This is a genomic window from Veillonella sp. AF36-20BH, from assembly GCF_003602765.1.
Taxonomy (GTDB): Bacteria; Bacillota; Negativicutes; order Veillonellales; family Veillonellaceae; genus Veillonella; species Veillonella hominis.
The window spans coordinates 40,703-55,922 of sequence record NZ_QTLR01000005.1 but is presented as its reverse complement, the minus strand read 5'-3'; the positions used below and the strand labels follow the sequence as shown (position 1 = coordinate 55,922).

Below are 15,220 nucleotides of genomic sequence, written 5' to 3'. Positions count from 1 at the left end.
ACTCATATAGAGTAAATGTGTTAGTCATTAGAATACTTGTTTAATACCGAAATAGGTACCTCCATTCGTAGAACTGAACGGTCTGGTCATTTGAATAACGCCATAGGTATCTTTATGCAAACGTATATCACTACGAATACGATATTTACGATGATTAAGGTCATATAGCGCGGCTGATAAGGACACTGGACCACGGAGGTTATAATCCACCCCAAGACCCAATTCACTTTCAAAAATACCACCACGCACCAACCATTTAGAACTGATAAATCGACCTGCATTCAGATCAAAAGTAGTATCATCACCTATATTAGAAAGGCCAATTTCAGCCATTCCTTTATTGTTAAAGGCACGTACTCTACCATTGACACGGAATTCATTATCCGTTGTGTTATACAACAAATCTACAGATGGTTCAATCTTGGTAGATGACTTTTTTTCAGTCATACCAACCTCTACACTCTTTCCATTTACATCCGTTTGGTACGCCTTTCCGCCCATCAGTTTATTGATGCGAGCTGAAATCTGTGCCGTATTATGTAAAGTCTCCTTAATATTTTCTTGTGCTTTAGGATCTGTTACAGTTGATTCCATGGTACGAGCCATATTATCTACACGATCAGTAGTTTGTTTTAAATTAGTTAAAATAGCACGCATATCATTGCCTGCATTACCATCAGCATTAAACTGTTGTGCTGCTTGATTTAGCTGAGCCGTTACATCCGCCATATTTTGTGTAATAGCTACCGCATTATCAGCCATCACAGCTGTAGATTGCAAAGAATATTTAAGTGCACTTTGAGTTGCAGGATCACCAATAATACTATTAATAGACTGTAGCATCTTCTCAGTACCATCCATTAATTTTTGTGCACTCTGCATGGCCTTATCCACAGCATCAACGCCTTCACCTTTAACGGAGTCACCATCTTGTAAATATACTTTAGACTGTCCTGGTGAAATTTGAATAAATTTATCACCTAAAAAACCATCTGACCCCAAGGAAAAGATTGAGTCACTTGGAATCTGCGTTTTTTCATCAAGTTTCATCTTAACCACAACGCCACGCGGTGTAATTTCAATATCAGAAACAGTCCCGATGGCCACGCCGGAAAATTTAACCTGATTCCCATTTTTTAGGCCATTTACTTGAGTGAAATCACCTGTAATTGTCATTTGCGGTTTAGCCCAAATATCGATACGGCCTACAAATAGTATGCCTGCAATAAATAGAACTATACCTATTATTGTAAAAGCCCCTACCTTGGCCTCCATCGTCCACTTCATTATATATCTCCCATCGCAGATTCGTTAATCGGCTCTGCTTCACCATGAATAAATTGTTGTACCTTCTTATTTGTAGAATTCTTAAATTCTATTGTATCAGAAATTTCTACAAAATGCCCCTGATCGAGTAAAGCTATGCGGTCAGCAACATAAAATGCTGACTGCATATCATGTGTTACCACGATAGAAGTACAACCAAGCCGATTCTGCATCCCCTTAATTAGCATACTAATCGTACCTGATGTAATAGGATCTAACCCTGATGAAGGTTCATCATAAAGAATTAAACTCGGATCTAGTGCTATAGCACGAGCTAAGCTAACCCGCTTTTTCATACCACCAGATAACTCATTAGGCATATAGGACTCATATCCCTTTAAACCAACCCAATCAAGTCTTTCTGCCACAATGCGTTTGATTTCGTCATCCTTTAACTTCGTATGTTGACGCAAACCAAAAGCTACGTTCTCACCTACCGACATAGAATCAAACAAAGCTGAATATTGGAATACCATCCCCATTTTTCTTCGTACCGTATTAAATTCATCTTCAGATAATGTAGTTATATCTGTGCCATCTACGATAATCTGCCCTGATGTAGGACGTTGTAAACCTATTAATAAGCGAAGTAATGTACTTTTACCACTACCACTGCCGCCTAATATAACTAACGTCTCCCCATCATTAATAGTGAGATTAACAGAGTCTAAAATCACACGTGACTCGTAGGCAACTACAACATTGCGTAGTTCAATCATAAATCCCTCTAAAAATATCCACTAAAATAACAATGTAGATAAAAAGTAATTTAATACAAATACTAGAATAATACTAGTTACTACAGAACTAGTAGTGGAAAAACCAACAGCTTCTGCGCCCATTTTAGTTTCCATGCCCTTATAAGCACCTACCAATGCAATGACAGCACCAAACACACTAGACTTTATAAGTCCTAAGGTGAAATCTGAAATGGTAGAAAACATTTGAATAGAATCTAAATATGTACTAGGCGCCAAACCCTTGATAACAGTGGCTACAAAGTAACCACCGGCAATACCGATAACAACACCATAAAATGCCAAAATTGGCACCATAATCATACACGCTACTACACGTGGTACCACGAGGTAACCAACAGGATCAACAGCCATAACACGTAGGGCATCAATTTGTTCTGTTACCTTCATTGTACCAATTTCAGCCGTGATAGCTGCGCCAACACGGCCGGCTAATACTACACCAACTAAGATAGGACCCAATTCACGGCCCATAGCTACAGCCATAAGGCCACCTACTGTACTTTGAGCACCATAGGTAATGAGTACATCTGTAATCTGTAAGGTCATAACGGCACCAGCAAAGAGTAGAGTTAAGCTAATAATAGGCAAGGAGTCTACCCCTAAGTGAGCCATCTGTTGAAATACATGCCACAGATTAATCATTTTTAATTGTTTTATTGTTTGCCACACTAATAATGTAGCACTACCCATCTGCGATAAGCCGTTTATGACGACTCGACCTATCGATTCTAGCCAACTCAACAGTCTATCCCTTTCCCTTACAGTTTCAACTTATTCAGCTGTATTTGTTCCACCAGCATTAGCCTCATCTTTTTTATTGGTTTCTTTCGACTCTTTTTTAGAATCCTTTTTAGACTCAGCTTTATCCGTTTTATCTTTTTTAGATTGATCTTCCAATTCTAACTTGCGTTCCATCTTAATCTGATGTTTCGCTTCTTTGACACGTTTTGCTAATTCTTTATCCCGATCAGCGGGCTTCATTACATGAATCGTAAATTGACCATCACCTTGCACAATGTACTCAGTATCAACAGCAGTCTTTTCAGGTTTCTTTTCATCATCCTTACTAGAACTCAAATCTTCTTGACCTGTTTTTTTCTTTACATCCCCTGGCATAGGTTTTGATTCCACATCTTTAAGCTTAGCCTTTTTAACAGATTGAGAGCCATCTTCATCAACTAAGCTGATACCATCTTCCAAAAATTCTACAACGATTTGATTATTTGTATCTGTCTTTTGAATTTCATCATAAAGCTCATCAAAATCTTTATGAACTTTCAAACGGCGTAAAATTTCATCTGTTAAATTATATTTCTGTTTTTCCAATACGTATGGTAATGGAATCTCGCCACCGCCACGCACCTCTAAGGTATACTTACCAATAGCTTGATCTTCAGGTACCTTAAAGAAAATTTGTTTAATAACCTTTTCACCGCGGAACGGCTCTAATGTTACATCTACTACGATAGTATCCCCAGGAGAAACTACAGTAGACGAAGCAGAAGCATCGATAAGCTTTGCTGTTTTCTTATCTTGCGTTACGTTTGTTTCAACCGAAATATCCGAAATTTCATAGTTGATGAATCGATTGTTCATAAGAACATCAATGACATTATAAAATTCATCAACTGCTTTTTCACTAATAGAATCAGAGCTGTAGAACATATTTGTCCGCGTTAATGGCTTATGTTCTTTCCCTTTTGGCGTAATAGTATAAGAAATTGTAGCCGTACCAGAGCCACTGCGATCCAATGTTTTATTCAACATATTGTATAAGGCTGTAGCTGCTAAAGTTGGTGTCATTTCACCATCTTCAATAACCTTGACGGAACTAGTTCTATCACGGCCCATATCAATATCCTTTAAATGGAATCGCAATGGAATACCTGGCGAAATCACGCCTGATACACCTGCAATACCGGCACCTCTATCTTCGGTAACAGAGCCAATCTCTTTACCCATAGAGCCAAGCTTAAAGGCAGCATTATAGCTTTTTACAACGGTAAAGATACTTGCATTGTGCATAAAATAGTTAGAAGAACCATGTTTTAAGAATGGATGACCAAAGGCAACAACCTTTTCACCATCTACATGAGTAACAGTACCAATAGCGCCCAATTTAAGGTCACCATCAACTAGCAAAGCCGCTACTGAGCCACCAGCTTCTAAAGGTTTTGCAATTTCATCACCACTAGCACTTGCGGTGTCATATGTTTCATATTTATATTGTGGTAACTTCGATTTAAAGTATTCCATTGATGCCGCATCGAAGCCATATGCCATAAGTGGAGTACCTAAAGGAATCAATTGTGTATCATCCCAAGGTTTAGATAAGTTTTTCTCATATGGTATATTCCATAGTTTGACCATATCCTCAATAGGAGTAATCATACCTATCGTACCATCCGCAAACCCCCAGCCATAAGCAACAGCCCCAACGAGTTTACCATTTATATATACAGGGCTACCACTCATACCATGCGCAATGCCACCAGTTTGATCCATAACGGGGCCGGAAAACTTGGCTAAAATAAGATGACCAGATGGTCCCTTATCCTTCATGACACCCAGTACCTTTACATCAAAGGTGGAAATAGTATCCCCTACGATTACAGTTTTTGCAATACCTTCCATACCTGTTGTTACATCATTGACAGGCATAAAATCAATAGCCTGTGCAGTTGTAAGTGAAGTACAGAAGAAAAGCGCCAGTATCGCTTTTCTATACCAACGCCAAGAATGAGAAAACTTCATTCCTTCTCTCCTTTATTTACTTTCTACAGTGACAACGATTTGATCACGAGAAACGTCTGAACCCACTGTAACATTAACCGCCGTTACAGTACCAGTTACAGTAGATTTAGCAGCAGCCATAGGACCAGCCAATGTCTCTACAGTCACCAATGTTTGGCCTTCTGTTACAGAAGTACCAACAGAAACTGTAGAAGCAACTTTACCTGTTAATACACTTTGGTATGATACAGGGGCCGCCATTACAGAGCTAACACTTAAAATACCTAATGCAGCTAAAGCTAACACTACTCTTTTCATAACGATCCCTCCTTTTACAAAATTAGTTATGTATTTATAGTATACTAAATTATTAGTAATATTTCAAACAAAATTGTATGCAACGAATCTATTTTATGATTACTATATCCTCATAACTCATAGGTGCAGAAGATTTGTGTACATAATCATCATTGATAACTATATCAATGCTACCTTGATTTGATAATTCAGCGCCATCAACAACACCTAATTTAGACAATAACTGAGCTCCTTCTTTTTGAGTCACACCTACAGATTGAAGTTCGGATTTATCAACTGTTAGCACAACTAAATCATGTTCCTTTGTGGTTCCAATGAAACTACGACCTTTGTTATTAGATTCATCAGCTCCTACATAGCGACCGCCTTTCATCACCATAGTGCCCACTTCTAAACTAGCTCCACCGGTAGTACTAACTTGAGCAAGTTCTTCTCTATTTTGAATCGTAATAGGTGTTCCAACTTTTAATTTACGTAAAGCACTTCCAGATTCGCCATGACCAGACAATACGTATTGGTTTTCCCCAATTTTAGAATTTCCCTTTTGTTTACTAATAACCTTGCCATTAGCTACAGTCACTTCATAACCATATTCATTGGTCTTTGTAGAAGGACCATAAGTTGACGTATAAAGGGTCAATGCATTCTCTTTACGAACCGTATCAACGGAGGTGATTACAAAACTCTCATTCTTTGTTTTAGCTTGAAGCAAAGGTTTTTTCTCTTCTATAAAGTATCCTCTATTAGGCGTATATCGTAACGTACCACGATTAGAAATACGCTCTAAATCAATGGCTCCATCACTCGCCACTGAGTAAGGTCGTTCAAAACTGCCCCCTTTTACCTTTGCTCCAATGATAGCTGTATGAGCTTGAGTGACAGAAGATAATGGTTTACCTTCTGGAACATGCGCCACCACCATAGGTGAATCATTATCTACGGTCAATGCAAAGGCTTGAATTTTCCCTTCAGCTACGGTGTTATTAATTTTGCTATACGTTACAGATTTATTTACATCTTTTGTAGTCTGTTGCGCATAGCCAGAAAATAAATCCACTACTATACGCGAAGGCTTTTCTAATGCAAACTCATGATGTTGTACATCCTTATTCGCTGTTAATGTTACTCGTAAGGCCCCATTAACCGGTTGTAAACCAATGCCTTTAAGAACTCCCGTTTTTTTATCATTTTGTGATATGGGGCCAGTTAAACCATTTGTAGTACCCCCTAAGTTCAATGTAAGAGCATGTGTTTCTTCATTATAGGATTGAGTCCAAGATACAGGCATTTCAGATACATCTAAAACAATTCGGCTTGTACCTTCATGATTAGATACGCGCACCCCTGTTAAATTACCGGCCTCAGCATGAGGAACGGTACTACCCAGTAGACCTAAAACAGCAAAAGTCATATACAGATATCGTTTCATCTTTAATTCCTCTATAGCTACAAACCATAATAATGGCCTTATATCATTACATCAATTTTACGCAATATACTTTTACTATAGTATACAGCATAAAGATGAAAAATTCAAAAAATAAACGAAAAACGAAGTTACAGTCTAAAGATACTCCATACATAAAATAGAATAACTGTAGACCATAACCTCGTCAATTTAAGCTTACTTCATCATGATATATTATTGTAACTATATTATTGTAACTCATCTAATGTATCACGAAGCTGTGACATTTCATCTAAAGCCTTTGCAACACCTTTAATTACTGCATATCTTGGAGATTCTACAAGGTATGCCGCGATTCCAATAGAACGTGTAATAACACGGTCTAATCCATCGATGAGCGCGCCACCACCAGTAAGAATGATACCATGATCATTGATAGCGGCCACAAGTTCCGGTGGAGTTTTTTCTAAAATGGACTTAACGCCTTCCAAAACATTCATCACTTGTGCTTCTAGAGCACGTTGAATCTCTAAAGAATTCACCGCAACCATCTTTGGTAATCCAGAACTTGCATCTCGTCCTCGTACCTCAATCGTACGCTCCTTTGCACGACGATCCACAGTCCCTACAGAAATTTTAATTTTCTCTGCCGTTAGCGGACCAATAACGAGGCGCTTCTTACGGCGGATATAACGGATAATAGATTCGTTAAAAGAATCTCCACCGATGCGAAGTGATTCACTTACAACCACACCCGTATCACAAAGAACGGCAATATCCGTAGTGCCACCGCCAACATCGACAACCATCGCCCCTACGTGCTTAGCATCATTGAGACCAGTCCCCATAGCAGCAGCCAATGGCTCTTCAATAAGGACCGTCTTTTTTGCACCGGTTCTGAGTAAGGCCTCTAAAATGGCGCGTTTCTCTACAGGTGTAATGCCTGATGGCACACATACGATAATACGCGTCTTCATCAATCTAGAAGCAGGTACAACGGAGCGAATAAAGTACTTCAACATGAATTCTGTCATATCATAATCTGCAATAACGCCCGCTTGAACTGGACGGATGACGGAAATCCCTTTTGGAGTGCGGCCTACCATAGAACGTGCAGCCTCACCTAAAGCAAGAATATCACCGGTTTTATCATCCCGTGCAATATACGCAGGTTCATCTAATACCAAGCCTTTACCCTTCGCAAAAATGAGGATATTTGCAGTCCCTAAATCAATTCCCAAATCGAAGTTTAAGGATCGATTCAAACGACTCATAAAATCTCCAACTTGCTCAGGTCGAACTAAACGTTTTAATGTCATGGCTGGCGTTGTTTTAGCAATCGCTACAGTCTCACGACTACGTCGTTCAGCACGGCGCATTTTTGTAACTTTAATCATGGTCTCGCGCATATTGGAGGCCAAATGATTAGCTTGCTTTGCCACGCCATTTGAAAGCTTAGTAGACTTACGTTTTGTCCTTCTCAATGGTTTACGTGTAGTACTCGCTTTCGAATTCTCAACCTTTGCAGCACCTAAGTTCTGTTGCTCGTTGTATAAAGCCGGCCCTTTAGAGCGCCGGCTTCTTTTCTTTTTATTTTGTTTTGGCTGTGTACTCTTATTCGTCAACCCGAACAATATCAGCACCTAACCTTTGCAATTTACCTACAAAATCATCATAACCTCGGTCAATATGATGTAAACGACCGACTTCTGTTCTACCTTCCGCAGTCAATGCAGCGCATACCAGCGCCGCTCCAGCACGCAGGTCAGTAGCATTCACTATAGCCCCATGTAAGCTTGGCATACCTTCGACAATAGCTTGACGATTATCGATGTCAATATGCGCCCCCATTTTACGAAGTTCAGCAACATGCATAAAACGATTTTCAAATACAGTTTCTGTTACTGTACTAGTGCCTTCCGCAATCGTGGTAAGAGCCATGAATTGAGCTTGCATATCTGTTGGGAATCCAGGGTATGGCAAGGTTTTAATATCGACAGCTTTAATGCCTTTACCACTACTGATAACGCGAATGCCGTCGATTTCTTCCTCTACTGTTACACCAGCTTCCTTTAATTTAGCCACTACTGGTTTTAGATGTTCTGGCAATGCATTTTCTACGAATACATCACCACCTGCCATAGCAGCAGCGATTAAATATGTACCAGCTTCAATGCGATCAGGAATAACTGTATGAATAGCACCGTGTAATTGAGGTACACCTTCAATACGAATCACATTTGTACCAGCTCCGCGAATATTAGCACCCATAGCATTTAAGAATGTAGCTAAATCAACAATTTCAGGCTCTTCTGCAGCATTTTCGATAACGGTTTTACCTTCCGCCATAGAAGCAGCCATAATTACATTCTCTGTAGCCCCCACACTTGGGAAATCCAAATAAATTTGAGTCCCTTTAAGTCCTTCCGGAGCATGAGCATATACATAATCTTCAGTAATTTCAATTTTTGCACCTAATGCTTCAAATGCTTTTAAATGAAGATCAATGGGACGTGCACCGATAGCACATCCACCAGGCATTGAGATTTTAGCCTCCCCTTTACGAGCCAAAAGTGGACCCATGACAAGAAAGGATGCACGCATTTTACGCACAAGTTCATAAGGAGCTTCCGTAGCAGTCAATGTAGAAGCATCGAAAACAATTTCACCATCTGCATTATTACGAGTGATTTTAACCCCCAAAGACTCGATAACTTGGCAAATCGTGCCTACATCTTCTAAATTTGGAATTTCAAGCAATTTACTAGGCGTTGATGCTAGCAAAGTACCGGCAATAATAGGGAGTACTGCATTTTTAGCACTACTAACACGTACACGTCCTTCCAATCGATTGCCACCTTGAATGATTAACTTTTCCAACAGAATTCCTCCTACACTTTATATCGTTCATCTTGTATAAGCTACAAGACCTTGTATTTATAACGTCATATACTAAATGTTATTATACTATTTTTCGATATATCTCATCAAGAGAATGAGAGAAAATACAAAGAAAAAAAAGCCCTGAATATATCTCAAAAATTTGTGCCAAATTTTTGAGTATATTTCAGGGCTTTATTCTTATTTAGCTTTTAATGTTTTAAGTTTATGATCCATATGCACTGTATCAAGGAAACGAACCGTACCAGTTTTAGACCGCATCACAATAGTATGTGTACGCGCACCACCTGGGAAATATTGAATTGGATTTAATAAGTTACCACGTGTAATGGCAGTAGCCGCAAAAATAACATCATCAGTACGAACTAAATCATTTAATGTGAGCACTTGGTTTACATCGGCAATGCCCATTTCATGGCAACGACGAATTTCTTCTTCCGTTTCTGGTTTTAAGCGAGCTTGCATATCGCCGCCTACACATTTTAAGGCTGCAGCCGCTAATACACCTTCAGGTGCACCACCAGTACCTACAACCATGTGCACCCCAGAACCTTCGATACAACATTCCATAGCTGGATTAACATCACCATCAGAAATGAGCATAATACGAGCCCCTACTTCACGAGCCTCTTTCATCAAGCCTTGATGACGCTCACGATCAAGCATAACCAACGTGATTTCATCTACATTACGTTCCATTTTAGCCGCTACATTTTTGATATTTTCGGTCAAAGATTTCGTAATATCGATAGCACCTGCACCTCGAGGACCAACACAAAGTTTCTCCATGTACATATCCGGTGCATGTAACAAGCCACCTTTTTCTGCAATCGCCATAACTGCAATAGCACCATTTTGACCTTTAGCAATCAAGTTTGTCCCTTCAATAGGATCAACAGCGATATCTACTTCTGGTCCGCCAGCACCTACGTGTTCTCCGATATAAAGCATAGGAGCTTCATCAATTTCGCCTTCTCCGATAACCACAGTACCAGAAATGCGAACAGAATCAAACGCTTGACGCATAGCATCTACAGCAAGACCATCGGCTGCATCCTTTTGCCCACGGCCAAGCAAACGACCGCTACGCAAAGCTGCGGCTTCAACGACACGAGCAAATTCCAAAGATAATGTACGATCCATAATGGGCCTCCTTATAAGTCCTCTATGTATTGATATGACTCTTACCTAGAGTCTCTAACTTATTGATTAGCTTGTTTCCAATCTTCCATAAATTTTGCAAGTCCTGCATCAGTCAACGGATGTTTCATAGCTTGCATGAGTACTTTAAATGGAACAGTTGCAATATGAGCACCTGCTTTAGCACATTGAATAATATGCAGCGGAGTTCTCACACTTGCAGCAATAATTTCAGTTTCAATTTCATGAATAGCGAAAATATCTGTAATATCTTGAATCAATGTAAGACCATCCATGCTGATATCATCAATACGACCCACAAATGGACTCACATAACTTGCACCTGCACGAGCAGCTAATAAGGCTTGGTTTGCAGAAAAAATCAAAGTCACATTCGTTTTAATGCCTTCTTTGCTCAAAATAGCAACGGCTTTAAGACCTTCTGGAGTCATAGGAACTTTAATAACCACATTAGAGCCTAATTTCACAAGGTCATGTGCTTCCGCCACCATGCCTTCAGCATCAGAGGAAATAACCTCTGCGCTAACAGGTCCATCAACAAGGTTTGCAATTTCAGAAATAACTTGTTTCAAATCGCGTTTAGCTTTCACGATAAGCGATGGGTTTGTAGTTACGCCATCAATAAAACCAAAATCATAGGCCTCTTTAATCTCATCAAATTCTGCTGTATCAATAAAGAATCTCATAAAATGCCCCCTCTTATTTAGCCGGTGAAATCACTTCAACGCCACCCATGTATGGCACGAGAACTTTTGGAATTACAACGGACCCATCGGCTTGTTGATAGTTTTCCAAGATAGCAGCTACCGTACGCCCTACTGCAAGGCCAGATCCATTTAATGTATGAACAAATTCCGGTTTACCCTTAGGTCCACGACGGAATTTAATATTAGCACGACGAGCTTGGAAATCAGTCATATTAGAGCAAGAGGAAATTTCTCTATACTTGCCTTGTGCAGGCATCCACACCTCTACATCATAGGTTTTAGCAGAACCAAAGCCCATATCACCTGTGCACAGAGTGATAACACGGAACGGTAATTCTAATAAGCGCAATACTTCTTCTGCATTATCTGTTAATGTTTCTAATTCTTTGAAAGAATCTTCTGGTTTAGCTAATTTAACCATTTCAACTTTGTTAAATTGATGTTGTCGAATAAGGCCACGAGTATCACGCCCCGCGGAACCCGCTTCAGCACGGAAACATGCGGTGAATGCAGTATAGTATTTAGGCAATTCCTCTTCGCTAAAAATTTCACCACCGTGATAATTAGTCAATGTAACCTCAGCAGTTGGAATCAAGAAATATTCCGTTCCCTCTACATGGTACATATCTTCAGCAAATTTAGGCAATTGCCCAGTGCCCGTCAAAGTTTCACGTGTTACCATATATGGCGTCATCATTTCAGTATAGCCATGTTTATCTACATGAAGATCCACCATGAAGTTGATAAGAGCGCGTTCCAAACGAGCCCCTAACCCCTTATACACAGTAAAGCGAGCTCCACTCATTTTGCCTGCACGATTGAAATCAAGGATATCGAGGCTTTCACCTAAATCCCAATGAGCCTGTACATCAAAATTAAATTGACGTGGTTCGCCCCATTTGCGTTGCTCCACATTTTCATCTTCATCGGCCCCTACAGGAACAGATGCATCACACATATTTGGCAACATCAATGCCGCATCGCGCAATTTTGTTTCCACTTCGCGAATACGGTTATCAAACTCAGCAATCTCATCGCCTACTTTTTTCATTTCTGCGATTTTTTCATCAGCATTTTCTTTGTTGCGTTTTAATTTGCTAATTTCTTCTGTTACAGAATTGCGAAGCGCTTTTAATTCTTCTACTCGACCGATCAATTGACGACGTTCATCATAAGCGGATACAAAGGTTTTCAGATCGCCTTTTGTATGACGATTATCTAAATTTTGTTGCACTAAATCAATATTTTCACGGACAAATTTTAAATCTAACATACTATAAACCTCATTTTCCAACTATGTTACGCACAATATATTCAATACGTTTAAGTATACCATATATTGGTGTATTTATCATTAAATTATGTGCTATATACTAGACTTCTCACCAATATTTTATATTATTCATCCTCTTCTTCATCTAGCAAATAATCTTTTGCCATCCATTTACGCGTGCCTGTAAAAGAAATGGTCACCCATTTTTCCGTTGGGTTACCGCCGATTTCTTGGTCAATTTCATTGCGAATAGCATCAATTTCAGCAATGGTTTGATATGGAAAACTTTTAGGAACTAAAATATCAATTTCAATGATTCGAGTATTGCCATATACTTGCACGCTCGTCACATAATCTTTAAAATTATACTTTTCCATAAATCGATCCATAATTTCTTGCACTTCATTATGCAATGAAGTTGGTGCCCATCCTAATATTTGTTTCATGGATGGCACAATGATACGAAATGCAGAGGGTATCATCTGTACCGCTAAAATAATTAATACAATAGGGTCAATATAAGTAGCCCATCTAGCATATTCAGTACTTTCTAGCATAGTAGCTACAACGAAACTAATCAAGATAGCCGCTTCTAACAAAGCATCGACATACCAGCTTACATTATCAAATTTAATCAAGTTAGACTGCAAACTTTTATTAATACGACGTACATAAAGATAGTAAGCAGTATCCGCAACAGTAAAGAATATAGCATAGAAAATAGCTGGCCCGAAGTCTACGTGACGTCCACCAGACAAAAGATCTGTAATCCCACTAGATAAGGCATAAATTACTATGAGAAGAATAAAAAAGCCCTCCACGGCGAGCACCAGAGGTTCAAATTGCCAAAAACCGAATTGGAATCGCTTACTCGTTTCTCTAGCAACTAACTTAGCTGTCATAAGCATCATAATCTTAATAACAACATCAACGAAGGAGAATACCCCATCTAACAACACTGCACTAGATCCCGTTACAATCCCCATCACAGTGCCGCTCACCGCAACTAGCGCCATCAAAGCAACAGATTGCATTAATAGCTTTTGTTCAATAGAGCGTCTTGCTCCTAATATATCCATTAAGACCCCCACTTTCTTAATTTGTACATTTTTTTATTATACACCAAGTGAATTGATGAGCAAAATCGCCCTGTTCAGTAATATAAACAGGAAAGCTATAAAACCTACCATAAATCATAATCCAAAGTTTATCTAACACCTCGGTCAGTTTCTAAAAGAAGCACCGAAAAGCAGCTAGTTTGAAGGGTATACAAACTAGCTGCTTTAAATATATCAATATTTTTTTCTGTAAGATATAAACTTTACCCTTTTGGACTCGGAACTACGCGACCAGCCACATAGCGTTCAATAATATGGCGATCATCCCCTACATATAGCCAGCGCTCTAAACGCTCTTCCAAAGAACGTTCATTTAGGTCGAATAGGGACGTATCATCGATAATAAGGGCATCTAATTCATAGCCTTTTTCAAAGCTTCCAACGTGGCCAAAAAATTGTCCACCACCCTTGGTAGCCATATAGAAGGCTTCACTCAAGGTAAGAGGTGCATAGTTTGGGTCTACTTCAGCCCATTTCATTTTCGATAGACCAATAGCTTCAGTAAGGACCTTTGCCATCGATACAATATGTCCACCAGAAATATCGGAGCCTAAACCAATTGGTATATTCCGCTCAATCAGCTTACGAATCGGTGCAATTCCGCTAGAAAGATTTACATTCGAATATGGACAATGAGATACCATAGTCTGCGTTTCAGCCATGCGATCCATTTCTACATCGCTCAAATGAATGCAATGGGCCATTACAGTTGGCACGGTACCCATCAAATGATGTTCATAGTACACATCTGTATAGTTTGACGACTCAGGATGTAACGATGCGACCCAATCAATTTCGCCGTGATTTTCCGACAAATGAGATTGAACAGGAACATCGTATTCTTTCGCTAATTTAGCAAGTCCTGTCATGAGTTCACTCGTACAAGATGGTACAAAGCGCGGTGTAATAATAGGTTTAACTAAAGGTCCAAATTGAGCTGACGCATCTAACCATACTTTAGTATCAGCTAAGGATTGATTCGTTTCTTCAATCAAAAATTCCGGACTATTACGGTCCATGTTTACCTTGCCCACATAAGCTGACAATCCTGCTTTTTGTAAAAGCTCCATCAACACCAATGTACTGTCTTTATGGATTGTGCCAAACAAAATACTTCTCGTCGTACCATTGCGCCATAAATCGTGAACAAAGGCACCATATACTAGACGAGCATAGTCAGGATCAATAAATTTTGCCTCTTCAGGAAATGTATAAGTTTCAAGCCATGGTAACAGTTCCTTATCCATACCAAGTCCACGATTACAATATTGTGGTGCATGCGCATGGGTATCCACAAAACCAGGAATAATGAGATTATCACCGTAATCAACAACATCATACTCTGTATAAACTGTAGGAATACTTTCACCACAATGAACAACCACCCCATCTACAGCAATAACATAACCCTGTTGAATAGATACAAGTGCTGATGGATTCGGTGTATATAATATATTTCCTTTTAAAATAATCGTTGAATTCATATAACCTCCTCGCGTGATTAGAGCCCTAAA

General features: G+C 39.3%; 13 protein-coding genes. All 13 read right to left on the bottom strand.

The genetic code is table 11. The features are described from left to right. Positions 1 to 27 precede the first annotated feature (27 nt). Positions 28 to 1,287: an MlaD family protein gene (locus tag DW000_RS06880; protein ID WP_008603460.1), complete on the bottom strand. Its 1,260-nt coding sequence runs from the start codon at positions 1,285 to 1,287 to the stop codon at positions 28 to 30. Continuing rightward, positions 1,287 to 2,045 (bottom strand): ABC transporter ATP-binding protein, encoded by a 759-nt coding sequence (locus tag DW000_RS06875; RefSeq protein ID WP_004695454.1) that lies wholly within the window; start codon positions 2,043 to 2,045, stop codon positions 1,287 to 1,289. Before DW000_RS06875 ends, DW000_RS06880 begins: the two co-directional genes overlap by 1 nt. 21 nt (positions 2,046 to 2,066) lie before the next feature. After that, complete coding sequence (locus DW000_RS06870) at positions 2,067 to 2,828, bottom strand: ABC transporter permease (protein WP_004695453.1); 762 nt, start codon at positions 2,826 to 2,828, stop codon at positions 2,067 to 2,069. A gap of 30 nt (positions 2,829 to 2,858) precedes the next feature. Further along, a complete protein-coding gene (locus DW000_RS06865; RefSeq protein ID WP_008715799.1) occupies positions 2,859 to 4,841 on the bottom strand; it encodes a SpoIVB peptidase S55 domain-containing protein in 1,983 nt (660 codons plus the stop codon). Positions 4,842 to 4,853: 12 nt separating this feature from the next. Beyond that, the gene (locus DW000_RS06860) at positions 4,854 to 5,138 is read right to left on the bottom strand and encodes a biotin/lipoyl-containing protein (RefSeq protein WP_004695449.1); all 285 of its coding nucleotides are present in this window, start codon (positions 5,136 to 5,138) and stop codon (positions 4,854 to 4,856) included. An 88-nt stretch (positions 5,139 to 5,226) separates the two neighbouring features. After that, positions 5,227 to 6,567 (bottom strand): phosphodiester glycosidase family protein, encoded by a 1,341-nt coding sequence (locus DW000_RS06855; RefSeq protein ID WP_008715801.1) that lies wholly within the window; start codon positions 6,565 to 6,567, stop codon positions 5,227 to 5,229. Between the two features lie 227 nt (positions 6,568 to 6,794). Then, positions 6,795 to 8,180 carry a rod shape-determining protein gene (locus DW000_RS06850; protein WP_038125913.1) on the bottom strand — a complete coding sequence of 462 codons (1,386 nt, stop codon included), beginning with the start codon at positions 8,178 to 8,180 and terminating at the stop codon, positions 6,795 to 6,797. Next, positions 8,161 to 9,426, bottom strand: a complete 1,266-nt coding sequence (murA, locus tag DW000_RS06845; protein ID WP_004695444.1) for a UDP-N-acetylglucosamine 1-carboxyvinyltransferase — start codon at positions 9,424 to 9,426, stop codon at positions 8,161 to 8,163. The genes DW000_RS06850 and murA overlap by 20 nt, the downstream gene beginning before the upstream one ends. Before the next feature lie 201 nt (positions 9,427 to 9,627). Beyond that, positions 9,628 to 10,590, bottom strand: a complete 963-nt coding sequence (glpX, locus tag DW000_RS06840) for a class II fructose-bisphosphatase (RefSeq protein WP_004695442.1) — start codon at positions 10,588 to 10,590, stop codon at positions 9,628 to 9,630. A gap of 59 nt (positions 10,591 to 10,649) precedes the next feature. Further along, positions 10,650 to 11,294, bottom strand: a complete 645-nt coding sequence (gene fsa, locus DW000_RS06835; RefSeq protein WP_008715804.1) for a fructose-6-phosphate aldolase — start codon at positions 11,292 to 11,294, stop codon at positions 10,650 to 10,652. Between the two features lie 13 nt (positions 11,295 to 11,307). Then, complete coding sequence (serS, locus tag DW000_RS06830; protein WP_008715806.1) at positions 11,308 to 12,588, bottom strand: serine--tRNA ligase; 1,281 nt, start codon at positions 12,586 to 12,588, stop codon at positions 11,308 to 11,310. 125 nt (positions 12,589 to 12,713) lie between these two features. Further along, on the bottom strand, positions 12,714 to 13,667 hold the full coding sequence (locus tag DW000_RS06825) for a cation diffusion facilitator family transporter (RefSeq protein WP_004695437.1): 954 nt from the start codon (positions 13,665 to 13,667) through the stop codon (positions 12,714 to 12,716). Positions 13,668 to 13,909: 242 nt separating this feature from the next. Continuing rightward, positions 13,910 to 15,190 carry a guanine deaminase gene (guaD, locus tag DW000_RS06820; protein WP_120055730.1) on the bottom strand — a complete coding sequence of 427 codons (1,281 nt, stop codon included), beginning with the start codon at positions 15,188 to 15,190 and terminating at the stop codon, positions 13,910 to 13,912. Between the last annotated feature and the right edge of the window lie 30 nt (positions 15,191 to 15,220).

What these genes read in the sequence shown, in the direction of transcription:
- DW000_RS06855 (WP_008715801.1), bottom strand. Translation starts at nt 6,567, where the DNA reads ATGAAACGATATCTGTATATGACTTTTGCTGTTTTAGGTCTACTGGGT.
- DW000_RS06880 (WP_008603460.1), bottom strand. Translation starts at nt 1,287, where the DNA reads ATGAAGTGGACGATGGAGGCCAAGGTAGGGGCTTTTACAATAATAGGT.
- serS (WP_008715806.1), bottom strand. Translation starts at nt 12,588, where the DNA reads ATGTTAGATTTAAAATTTGTCCGTGAAAATATTGATTTAGTGCAACAA.
- DW000_RS06865 (WP_008715799.1), bottom strand. Translation starts at nt 4,841, where the DNA reads ATGAAGTTTTCTCATTCTTGGCGTTGGTATAGAAAAGCGATACTGGCG.
- guaD (WP_120055730.1), bottom strand. Translation starts at nt 15,190, where the DNA reads ATGAATTCAACGATTATTTTAAAAGGAAATATATTATATACACCGAAT.
- glpX (WP_004695442.1), bottom strand. Translation starts at nt 10,590, where the DNA reads ATGGATCGTACATTATCTTTGGAATTTGCTCGTGTCGTTGAAGCCGCA.
- DW000_RS06825 (WP_004695437.1), bottom strand. Translation starts at nt 13,667, where the DNA reads ATGGATATATTAGGAGCAAGACGCTCTATTGAACAAAAGCTATTAATG.
- DW000_RS06875 (WP_004695454.1), bottom strand. Translation starts at nt 2,045, where the DNA reads ATGATTGAACTACGCAATGTTGTAGTTGCCTACGAGTCACGTGTGATT.
- fsa (WP_008715804.1), bottom strand. Translation starts at nt 11,294, where the DNA reads ATGAGATTCTTTATTGATACAGCAGAATTTGATGAGATTAAAGAGGCC.
- DW000_RS06860 (WP_004695449.1), bottom strand. Translation starts at nt 5,138, where the DNA reads ATGAAAAGAGTAGTGTTAGCTTTAGCTGCATTAGGTATTTTAAGTGTT.